At 49.9% G+C, this 15,513-nt stretch carries 19 protein-coding genes; 9 read left to right on the top strand and 10 right to left on the bottom strand.

The window, feature by feature from the left end; genetic code table 11:
- Positions 1 to 4 precede the first annotated feature (4 nt).
- The 9 genes from proC to ACTZWV_RS15365 all read left to right on the top strand — a co-directional run bounded on the left by proC (position 5) and on the right by ACTZWV_RS15365 (position 7,021).
- Positions 5 to 820, top strand: a complete 816-nt coding sequence (gene proC, locus ACTZWV_RS15405; protein ID WP_444787393.1) for a pyrroline-5-carboxylate reductase — start codon at positions 5 to 7, stop codon at positions 818 to 820.
- 93 nt (positions 821 to 913) lie between these two features.
- Positions 914 to 1,453, top strand: a complete 540-nt coding sequence (locus ACTZWV_RS15400) for a YggT family protein (protein ID WP_444787392.1) — start codon at positions 914 to 916, stop codon at positions 1,451 to 1,453.
- Positions 1,450 to 1,746: a DUF167 family protein YggU gene (gene yggU / locus ACTZWV_RS15395; protein WP_444787391.1), complete on the top strand. Its 297-nt coding sequence runs from the start codon at positions 1,450 to 1,452 to the stop codon at positions 1,744 to 1,746. The genes ACTZWV_RS15400 and yggU overlap by 4 nt, the downstream gene beginning before the upstream one ends.
- A 42-nt stretch (positions 1,747 to 1,788) precedes the next feature.
- On the top strand, positions 1,789 to 2,211 hold the full coding sequence (locus tag ACTZWV_RS15390) for a DUF4426 domain-containing protein (RefSeq protein ID WP_444787390.1): 423 nt from the start codon (positions 1,789 to 1,791) through the stop codon (positions 2,209 to 2,211).
- A gap of 10 nt (positions 2,212 to 2,221) precedes the next feature.
- Positions 2,222 to 2,824 carry an RdgB/HAM1 family non-canonical purine NTP pyrophosphatase gene (gene rdgB / locus ACTZWV_RS15385; protein WP_444787389.1) on the top strand — a complete coding sequence of 201 codons (603 nt, stop codon included), beginning with the start codon at positions 2,222 to 2,224 and terminating at the stop codon, positions 2,822 to 2,824.
- A gap of 3 nt (positions 2,825 to 2,827) precedes the next feature.
- Positions 2,828 to 3,982, top strand: a complete 1,155-nt coding sequence (gene hemW / locus ACTZWV_RS15380) for a radical SAM family heme chaperone HemW (protein WP_444787388.1) — start codon at positions 2,828 to 2,830, stop codon at positions 3,980 to 3,982.
- Between the two features lie 144 nt (positions 3,983 to 4,126).
- Entirely contained in the window at positions 4,127 to 5,977 is a 1,851-nt protein-coding gene (locus ACTZWV_RS15375) for a DUF885 domain-containing protein (RefSeq protein WP_444787387.1), read from the top strand.
- Positions 5,978 to 6,311: 334 nt separating this feature from the next.
- The gene (locus tag ACTZWV_RS15370) at positions 6,312 to 6,485 is read left to right on the top strand and encodes a YqaE/Pmp3 family membrane protein (protein ID WP_046553786.1); all 174 of its coding nucleotides are present in this window, start codon (positions 6,312 to 6,314) and stop codon (positions 6,483 to 6,485) included.
- A 47-nt stretch (positions 6,486 to 6,532) separates the two neighbouring features.
- A complete protein-coding gene (locus ACTZWV_RS15365) occupies positions 6,533 to 7,021 on the top strand; it encodes a pyridoxamine 5'-phosphate oxidase family protein (protein WP_444787386.1) in 489 nt (162 codons plus the stop codon).
- Positions 7,022 to 7,093: 72 nt separating this feature from the next.
- Here ACTZWV_RS15365 and ACTZWV_RS15360 read toward each other — a convergent pair whose 3' ends face one another.
- The 10 genes from ACTZWV_RS15360 to ACTZWV_RS15315 all read right to left on the bottom strand — a co-directional run bounded on the left by ACTZWV_RS15360 (position 7,094) and on the right by ACTZWV_RS15315 (position 15,421).
- Positions 7,094 to 7,630, bottom strand: a complete 537-nt coding sequence (locus tag ACTZWV_RS15360; RefSeq protein ID WP_444787385.1) for a DUF924 family protein — start codon at positions 7,628 to 7,630, stop codon at positions 7,094 to 7,096.
- Positions 7,631 to 7,715: 85 nt separating this feature from the next.
- Positions 7,716 to 8,156, bottom strand: a complete 441-nt coding sequence (locus ACTZWV_RS15355; RefSeq protein ID WP_444787384.1) for a GNAT family N-acetyltransferase — start codon at positions 8,154 to 8,156, stop codon at positions 7,716 to 7,718.
- A 261-nt stretch (positions 8,157 to 8,417) separates the two neighbouring features.
- A complete protein-coding gene (locus tag ACTZWV_RS15350) occupies positions 8,418 to 8,948 on the bottom strand; it encodes an AAA family ATPase (RefSeq protein WP_444787383.1) in 531 nt (176 codons plus the stop codon).
- A gap of 233 nt (positions 8,949 to 9,181) precedes the next feature.
- Positions 9,182 to 9,415: an SDR family NAD(P)-dependent oxidoreductase gene (locus ACTZWV_RS15345; RefSeq protein WP_444787382.1), complete on the bottom strand. Its 234-nt coding sequence runs from the start codon at positions 9,413 to 9,415 to the stop codon at positions 9,182 to 9,184.
- 11 nt (positions 9,416 to 9,426) lie between these two features.
- Positions 9,427 to 9,948 carry a type II toxin-antitoxin system antitoxin DhiA gene (gene dhiA, locus ACTZWV_RS15340; RefSeq protein WP_305551518.1) on the bottom strand — a complete coding sequence of 174 codons (522 nt, stop codon included), beginning with the start codon at positions 9,946 to 9,948 and terminating at the stop codon, positions 9,427 to 9,429.
- A complete protein-coding gene (gene dhiT, locus ACTZWV_RS15335; RefSeq protein WP_444787381.1) occupies positions 9,942 to 10,211 on the bottom strand; it encodes a type II toxin-antitoxin system toxin DhiT in 270 nt (89 codons plus the stop codon). Before dhiT ends, dhiA begins: the two co-directional genes overlap by 7 nt.
- A 44-nt stretch (positions 10,212 to 10,255) precedes the next feature.
- Entirely contained in the window at positions 10,256 to 10,786 is a 531-nt protein-coding gene (locus tag ACTZWV_RS15330; protein ID WP_444787380.1) for a methyltransferase family protein, read from the bottom strand.
- Positions 10,787 to 10,843: 57 nt separating this feature from the next.
- The gene (locus ACTZWV_RS15325; RefSeq protein ID WP_444787379.1) at positions 10,844 to 11,248 is read right to left on the bottom strand and encodes a VOC family protein; all 405 of its coding nucleotides are present in this window, start codon (positions 11,246 to 11,248) and stop codon (positions 10,844 to 10,846) included.
- Positions 11,249 to 11,430: 182 nt separating this feature from the next.
- Entirely contained in the window at positions 11,431 to 13,152 is a 1,722-nt protein-coding gene (locus tag ACTZWV_RS15320) for a hypothetical protein (RefSeq protein WP_444787378.1), read from the bottom strand.
- A 10-nt stretch (positions 13,153 to 13,162) separates the two neighbouring features.
- A complete protein-coding gene (locus ACTZWV_RS15315) occupies positions 13,163 to 15,421 on the bottom strand; it encodes a hypothetical protein (protein WP_444787377.1) in 2,259 nt (752 codons plus the stop codon).
- Positions 15,422 to 15,513 lie beyond the last annotated feature (92 nt).

Here is a 15,513-nt window from a genome sequence, read left to right as displayed (position 1 = left end):
ACAGATGAATGACAATATGGTCGCCTTTATCGGAGCCGGTAATATGGCGCGCTGCGTTATTGCCGCTATGGTCAACGCCGGTTATCCGGCAGACAACATTATTGCTGCTAACCGCAGCCAGCCCAAACTCACTGCTCTGGCGGCAGATTTTGGCATTCACACCACGCTGGATAACATAGAAGCGGTTAAAAAAGCCGATGTTATCGTATTAGCCGTAAAACCGCAGATGATGCAGGAGCTGTGCGCAAGCTTAATTGCCGCCGCACCGGAAATCGCTGAAAAGCTGTTTGTAACCCTGGCAGCCGGCATTACCGCACAGCGTTATCAGCAGTGGCTGGGCCAGGTGCGTTTAGTGCGTGCTATGCCAAATACGCCGTCGTTGGTTGGCCTGGGCGTAACCGGTTTATTCCCTACCGCTTGCTCAAATTATGAAAAAGCTTTTGTTGATCATATGTTCAGCGGCACCGGCATGAATGTCTGGTTAGACAGCGAAGCACAAATTGACCATGTGATTGCTGTTACCGGCAGCTCACCGGCATACTTTTTCTTCTTTATGCAGGCGATGCAGCAAGTGGCAGAACAGTTGGGCTTTGATGCTGCACAGGCCAAACAAATGGTGGCACAAACTGCGCTTGGCGCCGCAACCATGGCACTGCAGAGCGAACACAGCTTTGCCGACCTGCGCGCTCAGGTGACCTCTAAAGGCGGCACTACGCATGAGGCAGTCAGCACTTTTGCCAACCAGGGGCTTGAAAAAATGGTTTCTGACGCCATGTATGCTGCTATTAAGCGGGCGCAGGAAATGGCGCAAAGTCTGTAATCAGGTGTTTGTAACCAGGCGTTTGTAGCTACAGGGGTAGCTGCTTCAGTCGCTATATTGAGTTTGTCATTGTTGTAATATCCGGAGAGCCCGATGCAAGCTGTGCTATTTCTTATTGATACCGCCTTTAGTCTGTATCTGATGGTTGTTATTTTGCGTTTATGGCTGCAACTGGTACGGGCCGATTTTTACAACCCGTTCAGTCAGTTTGTGGTAAAAGCCACCAACCCGCTGGTACTGCCGCTGCGGCGTATTATTCCCAGCATTGGTAGCCTGGATACCGCAACCCTGGTGCTGGCATACGCAGTAATGCTGGCCAAGCTGGTTATTTTGCAGCTGATTCAAGCCGGCCAGGTGGCACTGGTACCCAGCCTGATTTTATCGCTGATTTTCCTGCTGAAAGAGATCTTCACCTTACTGTTCTGGATTTTAGTGATCCGCGCTCTGCTAAGCTGGTTTAGCCAGGGCAGAAGCCCGGTAGAGCATGTAATGCATCAGCTGACCGAGCCACTGCTGCGGCCGATACGGCGTGTTTTACCACCGCTGGGTGGGCTGGATTTGTCAGTGTTAGTGGTGCTGGTGGGCCTGCAGTTCTTAAATATTCTGTTTAGCAGTTGGTTTCCGGGCCTTTGACGGCAGCGCAGTTTAGCGGAGAGGATCTGCGCTTAAAGCTGTATATTCAGCCCAAAGCCAGCCGCGATGACTGGGTGGGCCTGCATGGCGATGAAATTAAAGTCGCCATTACCGCGCCGCCGGTAGACGGCCAGGCCAATGCCCACCTGCTGAAATTTGTCGCCAAAAGTTTTAAGGTGGCCAAATCACAGGTGGTCATTGAAAAAGGCGAGCTGGGCCGGCATAAAACCCTGCTTATTCTGGCGCCGCAACAACTGCCGCTGCTGGTGAAAAACCTGCTGGCAACCGCTTGAGCCACTATAATTAACTCCCTGAGCTAATAACCGAGGTGAACTATGAGTCGCATTATTCTCGCCCTATTGTTGGGCTTAACCGTTAGCTTTAGCACTGCAGCCGAACAGAAAAAGCAACTGGGTGACTGGGATGTGCATTATATCGCCTTTCCTGCCCCGCTACTGACAGCAGAAGTAGCGCAGCAATACCAACTGCAGCGCAGCAAGTACAATGGCATTATTAATATTTCGGTACTGGATAAAACCAGCCAAAAAGCACAGCAGGTTGCTATCAGCGGTGTCGCCAAAGACTTACAGGGCCGCCAGCGCAAACTGGAGTTTAGCCAGGTAACAGAGGGGGATGCGATATACTATCTGGCGCAGTTGCCATTCCGGCATGAACAACGCTTCAGCTTTACTATCAGCATTATCAGCGGCAACCGTTCAGAGCAGTTAAGCTTCGACCAAACCTTTTACGTAGATTAAACAAAAACTTATGACAAAAAAAATTGTACTTGCCACCGGCAACAAGGGCAAAGTGGCAGAGTTGTCACAGATGTTGGCGCCGTATCAGTTTCAAATAGTGCCGCAAAGCGAGCTGGCAGTAAGCGATGCCGATGAAACCGGGCTGACCTTTATTGAAAACGCCATTATTAAAGCCCGCCACGCCGCCCTGGCCACTGGTTTGCCGGCCATTGCCGATGACTCCGGCCTGGCGGTGGATGCCTTAGGCGGTGCGCCCGGTATATACTCAGCGCGCTATGCCGGTGAAGCTGCCACAGACGCCGATAATATTGCCAAACTGCTGCAGGCTTTAAAAGATGTGCCCAAGCCGCAGCGCAGCGCGCAGTTTCATTGCGTGCTGGTGTATTTACGCCATGCCGAAGACCCAACGCCGCTGGTATGCCATGGTATCTGGCACGGCGAAATTACCCTGGCACCACAAGGTAATAACGGCTTTGGTTACGACCCGGTGTTTTATGTTGCCACAGAAGGCTGCACCAGTGCAGAGCTGAGCCGCGAGCGTAAACAGCAACTTAGCCATCGTGGTAAAGCCTTAGCACAGTTACTCAGCCAGCTTACGCGGCCGCAAGGTTAAGCCGTGGCACTGCAGTTACCGCCACTGGCGTTGTATATTCATATTCCCTGGTGCATTGAAAAATGCCCTTACTGCGACTTTAACTCGCACGCGGTAAAACAAGGCATACCGGAGCAGGAATATATTGCCCACCTGCTGGCCGATTTAGACCAGGATCTGGCACTGGTTAGCGGCCGCAGCCTGAGCAGTATTTTTATCGGTGGCGGCACCCCCAGTGTATTCTCTGCTGCCGGCATTGGCCAAATACTGGCCGGTGTTAAGCAGCGCTTGCGCTGTGATGCCGATATGGAAGTCACTATGGAGGCCAACCCGGGCACCGTAGAAGCAGAGCGCTTTGCCGGCTATGTTGCCGCCGGCGTTACGCGCTTTTCTATCGGCGTGCAAAGCTTTCAAACAGCCCAGTTAAAGGCGCTGGGACGTATTCATGACAGTAACGAAGCGGTTAACGCTGCACAGCTGGCCGGTTCGCTGCTAAACAGCCGGGCGTTGCAAAGCTTTAACCTGGATTTAATGCACGGCCTGCCACAGCAGGATATCAGCGGTGCCCTGGCCGATTTACAACAAGCTATAGCGTTAGCCCCGCCGCATTTGTCCTGGTACCAGCTTACCATTGAACCCAACACCGCCTTCGCCTCACGCCCGCCGGTGTTGCCGCCGGACGATACCTTGTGGGATATTCAGCAGCAGGGCCTGGCGTTATTGCAACAGCATGGCTATCAGCAGTATGAAATTTCGGCCTATAGCAAGCCAGGCCAGCAGTGCCGGCATAACCTGAATTACTGGCGCTACGGTGACTATTTAGGTATTGGCTGTGGCGCGCACGGTAAAATTACCCTGCCCTCACGCAATGCTATTTTACGTACGGTAAAAATTAAGCACCCTAAAGGCTATATGGATATCAGCCGCGGCTATATGGACAGCCGCGAACAGGTCACAGCGGAAGATCGGCCGTTTGAATTTTTTATGAACCGTTTTCGCCTGCTTGAGCCCTGCCCGATTGCCGATTTTACCGCCTACACCGGTTTACCGCTTAGCAGCATCAGCAGCGCTATTGCACAAGCTGAGCAAAAACAGCTACTGACGGTAACCGACAGCCATTGGCAAATTACCGACCACGGCGCGCGTTATCTGAACGACTTACTGACACTGTTTATCTGATGTTGTTTATCTGGCGCTGTTTATAACAGGCAGCCCCGTTTTTTCCGGGGCTGATTAACATAGCAACGCGACACTTTACCTTTTCATCCTGTGTCAGGCGGGTAGAATGAGGTGACTATTCTAACTACAACGACAGGTATACCAATGAAAGCAACCACCTTTACCCGGCTGGCGCTATTACCCGCCGCCATCAGCATCGCCCTGCTGGCGGCTTGCGGCCCGCAGCAAAACTCAAGCCCGCAGCAAAGCGCGCCGGCAAGCGTTGTCAGCACGCAAACTGAATCCGAAAAAGCCAATGCGCTGTTCGAACAAATTTTTATGGACAATATACGCCGCAACCCGGTGCAGCAAACCCGGCTGGGCATTAAAGACGATTACGACAAGTGGCAGGACTTATCTGACGAGCACCATCAAGCCGGCCTGGCGTTAACGCAGCAACATTTAACCATGCTGCACGCCATCGATATTGAACAGTTGGACAGCAACAGCCGTGTCAGCTACCTGCTGATGCAACAAGAACTGCAGCAAACGCTGGACGACGCCAAATGGCGCTTATACAGCTACCCGGTTAACCAAATGTTTGGCACCCACTCGCAGGTACCGTCACTGTTAATCAACCAGCATACTATCAGCGACGAAAGCGATGCCAAGGCCTATATTGCCCGCTTAAATGCGGTGCCAACCTTGTTTAACCAGCTGCAACAACAACTGGAAAACCGCGCAGCTGCGGGCATTATTGCGCCGAAGTTTGTCTTTCCGCTGGTGATCTCCGCCAGTGAAAATGTTATTAAGGGTGCCCCGTTTGAGAATGGCGAAGACAGCACCTTACTGGCCGATTTTACCAAAAAAGTAAACCAGCTGACACTGAACGACCAGGCGAAAAAACTGCTGTTAGATGAAGCCAAAGTGGCGCTGCTTACCAGTGTTAAACCGGCCTACACCTCACTGATCCGTTATCTGCAAGGCCTGGAGCAACAAGCCGGTACCGACGATGGCGTGTGGCGCTTTAAAGACGGCGCAGCGTTTTACAATAATGCGTTACAGCGCACTACCACCACCGATTTAACCGCGGCACAAATTCACCAAATTGGTCTGGACGAAGTGGCGCGTATTCATGGCGAAATGCGCGCTATTATGCAACAGGTAAAGTTTGACGGCAGCCTGCAGGATTTCTTCGCCTTTTTACGCGATGACGAACAATTTTACTACCCGGATACCGACGAAGGCCGTGCTGCATATTTAGCCAAAGCCACCCGTGTTATCGACGATATGAAAGGCCGGCTTGACGAGCTGTTTTTGGTTACCCCCAAGGCCGACATGATTGTTAAAGCTGTTGAGCCGTTTCGGGAAAAAAGCGCCGGCAAGGCGTTTTACCAACAACCGTCTATGGACGGCAGCCGGCCGGGAATTTACTACGCTAACCTGTACCGCATGGCTGATATGCCGAAATACCAGTTAGAAGCACTGGCGTACCATGAAGGCCTGCCGGGCCACCATATGCAACTGGCGATAAACCAAGAGCTGGAAGACCTGCCCAAGTTCCGCCGCTTTGGTGGTTATACTGCTTATATTGAAGGCTGGGGTTTATACACCGAGCTGCTGCCAAAAGAGATTGGCCTGTATCAGGATCCCTACTCCGACTTTGGCCGTTTAGCCATGGAACTGTGGCGCGCTTGCCGTTTAGTGGTCGACACCGGTATTCATGCGAAAAAGTGGACACGCCAGCAGGCTATTACTTATTTAACCGAGAATACGCCCAACTCCGAAACCGACGCAACTAAAGCCATAGAACGCTATATCGTGATGCCATCCCAGGCCACGGCGTATAAAATTGGTATGATTAAAATTATTGAACTGCGCGAAAAAGCTAAAACTGCGCTGGGTGATAAATTCGATATCCGCGCCTTTCACGACGTAGTGTTGAAAAACGGTGCCGTACCGCTGGATGTATTAGAGCAACTGGTAGACGAGTATATCGCCGCCACCCAAGCCTGATAGCCAACAACGTGTAAAACCAACCAGCCGGTCCAATGACCGGCTTTTTTACCGAATTTGCAGGGCGGAAATAAAACCGGCGCCGGTAAAGTTTGCAAACTACATGATAAAAAGTGCTGTGCTTTCACCGGCAACCGTCAGACAACCCACCTGTTACCTGCATAAATACCAGCCATGCATTTTTGTTGTGGTATCAGCTAAGCCCAACCGGGCAAGGCGCTGCGGCACATTGCCTTATTACAAAACACGCTTGCTGGCCGCACTCTCTGCCCAAACGGCACAAATAGTGCTTAGCTTATACAGAACTTCTGATTTACAAGCTAAGGAGCCTGTTATGGCCGTTACTGCAACCGATCCTATTAAAATCCTTTTCGCAATACTGCTGCCGCCACTTGGGGTGTTTCTCGAAGTTGGCCTGAAAGGGCATTTTTGGCTAAGTATTCTGCTAACGCTGCTCGGTTTTATCCCCGGCATTATCCATGCACTTTATGTGATTTTGAAACATTAGCGCCGGTTAAGAAATCACCTTGTTCCATTAAATACACAGGAGGAGATATGTCCAGCCCAGAGCACAAGCAAAAAATATGGCATATTATTAAACAGATAAAAACAGCAATGCTTACAACCCGCCACGGTGATGAGCTACGATCCCGCCCTATGGTGTTAGTGCAGGATGAATACGACGGCACACTGTGGTTTTATACTGATCTGTCCACGGAAAAAGTGCTGGAAATAGAGCGTGACCACGATGTCTGTTTAACCTTCGCTGATCCTGACAACCAGATGTTTGTATCGCTGACCGGTATCGGTCGCGCTATTCATGATAAAACGCTGATTAATAAGTACTGGAACCCGTTTGTTGCAGCTTGGTTTCCTGACGGTAAAGACTCGCCCAATGTCGGTATGCTGGAAATCAAAGTACAAAAAGGCGAGCATTGGGACAGCGACAGCAGCGCTATGGTAAAAATGTTTAAAACAGTGCAGGCGAAGGTTAAAGGCGAACAGCCAAACCTTGGAGAACACCAGAGATTTGGGACAAAATAACCACTTGTTTAACTATAGCTAAATACCCAAACAGCACACCTGAAGCCGCCGCCAGCCCAATCGCTGGCGCGGCTAAAACGCCGAACCCGGCAATTTAAGAAACTCAATTTCTTCAGCTGTAGACGTACGGCCTAAAATGGCATTGCGATGTGGATAACGGCCAAAGCGGTCAATTATCACTTTGTGTTTAAGCTCAAATTGATAATTATTTGCCGGGGCAAATTGCTTAAACAGTGTCTCTGCATGCTGGTGAACAGCGCACGATTCGCTGTGCATATAGGGCATTAACAAAAAGTTACGCTCATCGGCATTCAGCTGCGCCAGCGCACCGGCCGCAACGGCTTCTTGTGCCAGCACCAGCGCCATTGCATCCTGCGCAAAAGCCTGAGCAGTGTTACGGTAAATATTGCGCGAAAACTGGTCCAGCACGATAATTTCCGCCAAGCGCCCCGCAGCACTCTCGCGCCAACTAAATAACTCCCCCGCCGCAGCCTGTTGCAACAGTGGTAAAAAGCGCTGTTTAATCAGCGCATCAAAACCAGGCTCTGCCACCCACCACTGCTTGGGATCTAATTCTTTAAACCAAAAAGTCAAAACATCTTTATGCATACGGTTCTCTTTCTTACTGCACTGCCATCATAAAAACAGTATAAAAACAAGGAAGACTAATCTGGCAATAGTCACATGATCATTGTTAAGCAGATGGCTTTATAACAAAACCTTTTTCTATACCCGCTTTAAAACCCACTGATTCATATAACGAATGAGCATTTTTTAACGCCTCACCGGACAGCAGCATAACTTTGCAGCAGTTTTTCTGCCAAGCCAGCGATATTGCAAACTGTAATACCAGCCGACTTAGTCCTTGCCGGCGGAATTTATCCGCAGTGACAACGTGTTCTATAATTGCAAACGGTCTTGCGCCATTAGCAATACTGTTATTTACGCCCAATGCGCAGGTAGAAGCCAACTCACCATTTACCTCAGCGACAATAATATCTGTTTGCGTGTCGTCGATTATTTCCGCCCATTTTTCTCTGGCTAAATTGGGTTCTAAATCAGGATCTGTCGGACGCAGTTCTTTATACAGCTTAAGCACACCGTTTAAATCGTCAATAGTTGCTATTCTAATCATCAACCAGATCATCCGTTTTAAGCATTTAGCAGCAGCTCCCAAACACTGCAAAATTGCTTCAGTCTATTGCGCTGGCTAAATGTAACGCAAGCACTTTTATCTCGCAGCATTTTGGTCAATGCCTCGCCTGCTGCATAACTTTTATCAGCGTTGCTAGCGCAAAAGTTGCTGCATTAATAAGCACAACAGTAACCATTTATGGCACAGGCCGGCAGTTTGTCGGAACTGCCTCTTCACTTGCTGTTGGCTGCTGATTTCTATCTATGTGACGATGCGTCTTTCAATTTCAACCGCCGACTCTGGTATATTTAGTTCTGTGTTGTCGAGATGGAACGTTTTTGTTCCGGCAATATCTACTGAAAAATCAAACCTGCTCAGATAGTTCTCCAGGTATTCTTTGGACTGAATCTTGTTTGTATTTTTCCGGCTTTCGCTGGTCACTCTACGCACATGCTCATTAAAATCGCAGGACAACCGGACAAAATCTGCCTCGATTTCAAACTCTTTCAGTAGCTCAAACAGGCCATCGATAAAATAGTTGCTGGCTGGATACACATAACAAAAAGTAAACACAATACCAGAGACATTTCTTTCAAGAAGCGCTCTGAATGCTTCCAGGCAAATTTTGCGCTGGTATTTCTCAAAGCCATTATTGCCGAAACCAACAACAGCGCAAGCAATGTCAAAAGCCAGATGTTGCGGGAATAAGTGCCAGCCATTTCGCTTCGCCAGTTCACGACCCACACTTTCTTTTCCGATGCCGGATGGGCCGTAAATCATCACAAATTTCATGTCGTTCTTCCTTGAGTTACCTAACACAGCCTGCAGTAGCTGAAAAGCTGCGCAGAGGGCTTCAAATTCTGCTGTATACCAGCAACACAGCGCGTTGAACCGCGGATAAAGTGTATTTTAACCACCTTTCAGGCGGTGAACACAGGTCTGAAGAACGTGCGCTCGTAGCTAATAATGCATTTTGTTTCTTCAGCGTATTTAAACGCCGCTACGCAGGCTGTGTCCTGCAGTGACTAAAGACAACCAGTGGCATCGAACAAAGCGATTACGTCACTTTCATTGGATACATCAGCCTGAAATGAAAATGCTTCACCACCTGATGCTGTAATGTTGCTAACCGTTGCATTCGCACTTGCAGCATCTGCCCGATAATTGACACAAACCCTGTATCCTTTCGATGCCAGCAGCTCAGAGGTAGCCGCTCCAATGCCCCGGCCACCACCAGTTACGATTACAACTTTACTCATAAAAAAAATCCTTACAGCTTAAGTGCAGGCGTCGGGGAGATGCGATCTTTTGCCAATTCAATCACGGCATGTCCAAGCTGAACCAAAGTAGCAAAACTTGGCGTGGTTTGCGGTTTAAGTGAGCGGTAAGCACTGGTACGGCTTTTAATACCTGCTTTAGCAATAACCTGACTATGGCCAAACTGTTCAACGTAAGCGCGAATGGCCGCCTGCAAAATATCAGGCCGGCCTTCTTGCATAGAGTCCCAGGAAGCTTGCTTAATAACCTGTTCAATCTCCATAACATTAACGCTTAAATCCGATGCCTTATACCCGCCCTGCGTTGCATCACGCAACGTAGCAGCAGATAATTCGTTACCACTCCAGTTTAAGGAACCTTCTGCGGTTAAAGAAAACTTCTTAAAGTCTGTTATTGCAGAAAAAGGGGGATTACAAAAGTACGCCGATAAATCGGCCAGGCCCTCAAAGCCGTCATTGAATGTCAGCGTAAGTGTATAATCAGCAACCCAATCTACATCAATGATTTTTAACATAAATCCTCCAACTTACCCGGATTTTGTCCCTTTACCGCTTTATGCCACATATCCATTAATTGCACACGGTGTGCTGCAATATGGCTCTCTGCCCGTTTACGCTGTTTATTCGGTAAATACCCTTCCAGACATTTGCCCGTTTCAATGGCAATAATTACCTCATGGCTGCCGTACTTAACATGTATGTGAGGTAATTTATGCTGCTTGTTATCAAAGAAATACAAGCAGAATGAAAGGCCCAAAAAAGCGTCAATCTCCGGCATAGCAATCCACACTCAGCGTAATGTGCATACTATAGCAGCGTATCCTAAAAGAGACAAACAGCCAGCAAAATATAACCGCTTAGCAACAACAACCCGGGCAGCCAAAATTGCAGTGCCAACCAGCGCGGTACTTTGGCGCAGTAAGCACTAAAGTCAGCAGCGAATTTTTGCTGCATATAGCGCTCTTCCGGCCGGATTTGAAAACGGTTGATATAAAGCACAAACAGCGGCAGTAACAAAAACGGCAGCATATGCTGCATGTAACAGGCAAAGCCGAGCAAGAGCAGTAAAAAGCCCAAATACATCGGGTTGCGGCTTAACCGGTAAATGCCGGCTACTACCAGCGCTTCTGCCTTGTCCGGGTTGCGCGGATCTACCGTGGTGCGGGCCTGTTTAAACGCATAAACCCCCAGCAGCGCCACCGCAGCGCCGGCCAACGCACAAACGGTGGCTACAGCAACAGCCGCCGGCAACACAATAGCCAGTGCCGGGTTAACTGCTACCAGCAGCCACATGGCGCCAGCCAGTATTATGACCAACGCTACCGGCGGTAGCCGCAGTTCGAGCCATTGCATGCTTTACTCCTTTACAACTGAGCTGCAGGCAATAACGCCGGCAGCACAAAAACAGCCTTATTCTGCCGGAACAGCGGCAGGGTCCATCCAGAACGGTTCCCAAATATGACCATCCGGGTCGGTAAAGGCACGGCTGTACATAAAGCCCAAATCCTGCACAGGGTTAATATCTGCCGTACCGCCCTGCTTTGCTGCAGTATTCATGGTATCAACTGCGTCGCGGCTATCGCATGACAACGCCAGCATCACCTCGCTGGAAGTCGTTGCAGGAATGGGCCTGTTGGTAAACTGGCGCCACTTGTCGTGGGTTAGCAGCATTACATAAATTTCCTTGCTCCAAACCATACAGGCAGCGGTGTCGTCAGTAAAGTGCGGGTTGTTGCTAAAACCCAGCGCGGTATAAAACGCCATGGAGGCGGTTAAGTCTTTTACCGGCAGGTTAACAAATATCATGCGGCTCATGCAGTTTCTCCGAATAGCAGTTATGAATAGGCGTTATAGATAGTCGCTACAAATAGTAGCTGACAATACAGCCTGGCAGGCTGTCTGCATCTAATCGGATAACTACAGATAAATTCGACAAGCAGAAGCAGAAAAACCGGCCCGAGCCGGCACAAAGTGCCGGTTTTTTGCTTTATCGCGTTTTATTCCACCGGGATAAGACGGCCTTGCTCATAGCTGCGGGCCGAAGAAGGCTCGCCATGGTAATAAAACACCGATGGGCCATGCAGCTGGTCATCGACATACTCGTCGATGTTGATCAAGCTGCCATCTTCGTTAAAACTGTAAACCTTGCCTTGTATCCGGCCTTTATCATCATACTGCATCAGCCCCAGCAAGTGGCCGTTGACAGAAAAAGCTTGCCAGTTGCCTACTTCACGTCCGGCTTTAAAACTGCCCTGCCACCGCTTGTACTGCGCACGATATTGACTGTCTGCGTCCTGCAACTGCCAGTCGCCTTCGCGCTGACCATTTACATAACGACCTTTGGCCAGTAACTTACCATCAATATCCAGCTGTAAATAATCGCCGTGCAGCCTGGCGTTTTTATAGTACTCTTGCTTTAGTATCGTACCATCGGCGGCAATATCTGTTTGCGCTCCCTCTTGCTGTCCCAGCTGATTAAACTGTTCAGTCAGCGTTCTGCCATAGGTTTTTGTTACCCATTTGCCTACCTTAACACCTTGCCGGTATTGCCCGCTGATATGGTTACTGCCATCTTCCGACTCTTCACGGTAAGAGCCATGCATTTTACCGTCCACATAATGCACCCGTTTAACGCCATCCCCCCAGCCAGGGCCAATATAAAGCCCCTGATATTGATAATTTATCAGCTCCTCGCGGTAGATAAGCTCACCGGCGTCGTTAAAGTTCTCACGCAGGCTCCAGTTACGCTTGCTGTCATGCTGACGTTTGTAGTGTAGCTTTGCGGCATCATTAAACTGCTGTTCAGTAACAACTACGCTGCCCTCCGGATACTGCGTATCAACTTGCGTTGTCACTTTGCCCTTGCTGTTATACTTAATACGCTGTACTTCACGGCCGTCGCTGTCAAGCAGGCGTTCTTCATCTAACAACCCCGGCCCTCTGTAGTACCGCTGCAAACCTACCTGACGGCCCTGTTGATAGTTGTTGACCGAACGCAAAATGCCTTCAGCCTGATAAGTACGCTCTTCACCATGCAGCTTACCACTAAGATAATGCTGCTGAGAAATCAACCAACCGTCTTTGGCCCGGTACAACCGTTCTCCCTGATATTCACCGGCCACCATGTTAACTCTCTGCTCCGGTTTGCCATTATCATGGAAAGTCTCATACAGCCCTTCTATACCATTGGCGCCATAGGTCGCGCGTGATTTCAGTTGGCCGTTCGCGTGAAAGCTTTCTGCCAGTCCGAGTTCAGCCCCGTTAACGCGCTGCTCACGGCGATGCAGTTGGCCATTTTTATGCCAGGTTTTTTGCTCACCGGTAAGTTGGCCGTTTTGGTACTGATATTCGCCCTTTAGCGTGCCATCTTCCCAATAGTGCCGGTGCGTACCGTGATAACTGCCATTGGCGTTACTGCTACCGCTGCGGGACAACTGGCCATTGTCGTAGAAGAACTCAAAATCGCCGACCAGATAATGTCCGGCTAAATCAGGTCCGTTTAAGCTGCCGTTAAAAAACGGTTTATCTGTTGAGAGATGAAATAACTGCAGCGGCCATACACCGTTTTTCTCTTCAGCTGGCTGCTTCAGGTAATACATCACTTCGCCGGGCATATCGCTTGGTTGCCATTGCTGATCCAGCAAAATACGCTCTGCCGACACACTAAACGATAAACTAAGCGATAGCAGCAGCGCACAGAGTATTAATATAGGTTTCATCTGACGCTCCTTAAGGTAAAGCCGGCAACTGGCTGTGCCATTGCTTGTTAACCGGCTCACCGCTTACGGTCAGCTGCTCAATAGTCTGGCTGCGGCCCCATAAAGCAAACCAGCGGTCGTCCTGTAATACCAGTTGCAGTGGTTGCTGATAAAAATCATCAACCTGGTTTGGTAACACCAAAGGTGCTAACGCCAGGCCCTGTGCATTTAAAAAGCGGTAACGCTGCATAAATTCCGCCACACTTTGCGTGATATCCACATCCGGCATGCGGTTAATATCTATCAGCCAGTTTTGTTCCGGTTGATAATCGACAGTGTGCCATTGCGGTGTGCCACTACAGCTTAAGCTGCTGCTTAGCTTGATATCGTAAAAGTTGCGCCGGATGCCATCAGCCGTACTCAGTACATAGCGCGCATGTTTATCCGGCGCACCGCTGACATTACTGCTGGTTTTAAGCAGGGTCCACTGCAGTGCATGGCCGTTTACCTTTGGCGCATCGGTAATGCTTAAGGTACACACAGCAGCTTGTTCAGCTGTAAGTTGCAGGCTTAAGCCATAGCGGTTAACTATTTGCGGCTCAAGCAAAGCCGGATCTGGCTGTGCCGGCGCCGTATCTTTAAACTCATCATAAAAACCATCAAACCTGTCTTCGTTATATAACAGCTGTTCATGCGCCGGTGGATAAGCAGCATGTTGTTCATATTGCTCTGCCGGCATAAAGGTGATGTCTTTACGAAACACGCTGCTGTCCGACACAGCATTAACATACAGCGTCAGCGCCGGCGGCAGCTGTTTAAAAGTAAACAGCACGATATTTTCATGATATGGCGACGATGCCAGCGCCAGCATAGTTTGCTCTTGCGCGCTGAGCCAATCCGGTGCTGCACTCTGCTGTCGGGAAAACTGTGGCCGGGCAAACTGTACGCTGGCCCCTTCGGCGCCGTCATAACGCCGCAGCAACCAATGCTTATCACTACCCCGGATGGCTAAGCGGTAACTGAGCGGCTCGCCCGGTACCGGAGAGAGTTCCAGTTGCAAATCTTCGTACTGTGCCGTCACCATTTTGGCCGGATCCGGCACCAGGCTCAGCGGCACCAATTTGGCCGCTGTATACTCTGCGGTAGCACTAAACTGCGTAACCTGCTGTAGCAGTTCATCCGGTGCATTCCAACCCAGCAGCAGGTTTTGCCGCACAGATTTGTATAAACCATCCTGCTCCGGGTAGCTGTAACTACCCATTGCGCCCAGTTGCAACGGCAGCGCAACGCCCTCTGCATTACGGGCCACAATGTTGCTTAAACTAAACTCTCCTGCAGCAGCCGGCTCAGTAAAATCATGCTGATACACCAGATGTAGCTGATGTTCCTGCTGCTGAAAGTAACCGGCATCAAACGGAAATACCGCATCAGGCGTTAAGGCTTTATTAGCTTCATCCGCCAGCAACGCCGGCTGTTGTTCATACTCAAAGGGGGCAAAGTCATGTTCAAACTTAAAGCGTTGGCTCAGATCTCCCGTGTGCACCTGCTGCTCCAGCATCAGCACATTGCTGCGCAATGTGCCGTTATAGCCGTAACGTTCAAACGGCACCTCGGCTACCAGGGCTAAGCGCACCAACCAGCCGCGCTCGCGCTCCAGCAGCATATGGCCGTAAAATTTGCCGTCAGCCTGTTCACTCTCTACTTTAGCCAGCAGATGAGTGTCGGTTAGCTGCAGCACAGTCAGAGTAGCATCGGTCTGCCCCTGATAAGCAGGCAACTTTACTGTGGCCCCAACCGTTGCCGGCACTTTGCTGATAAACGCCGCTGAGCCAAACAGCTTTTTCATTTCCTGCTCCAGCTCAGCACCGCGATCAGCCAGCAATGCCTGCCACACCGGTTTATTCAGCGCGCTAAAGCCGGTTACGTTGCCGCTGTTTAAATTGGCCGTAAACTCAAAACCTTGCGAGAAAATGGCATGCATCTCCGGGTTTCGCTCAGCCGGGTCTAAACTACTGACACCGCTGCTCTGGCCGTCGCGCATTTGCATATAATCGATATGCACTTCAAAGCGGCTGTTTGCGCCGGTATCGGTTACTTTGTAACGCAGCAACTGGTGCGCGGTTGTTTTAAGCGTTTCAGTACGCCGGCCGGTATCCACGCTGATATTTGCCGTGCTGTATACCTGGTAGCGCCGCTCTTCGCCTTGTTCAGGTTTAAATTCAACGTCCGTATCAATAAAAGAGCAGGCTGTTACTAAACAGCACGCCAGGGCGCTAACGAGGTACTTCATGGTGTTCCTTGTTTCTTAACTACAAAGCGCCGCATTATGCCCGTTAATTTGCTGTAAATAAAATGCTTTATCTGCCGCTACGGTGCCCGGCC

Origin of the sequence: Rheinheimera sp. NSM, from assembly GCF_052380015.1 — a bacterium.
Lineage (GTDB): Bacteria > Pseudomonadota > Gammaproteobacteria > Enterobacterales > Alteromonadaceae > Alishewanella.
This window is presented reverse-complemented; position numbering and strand designations above follow the sequence as displayed.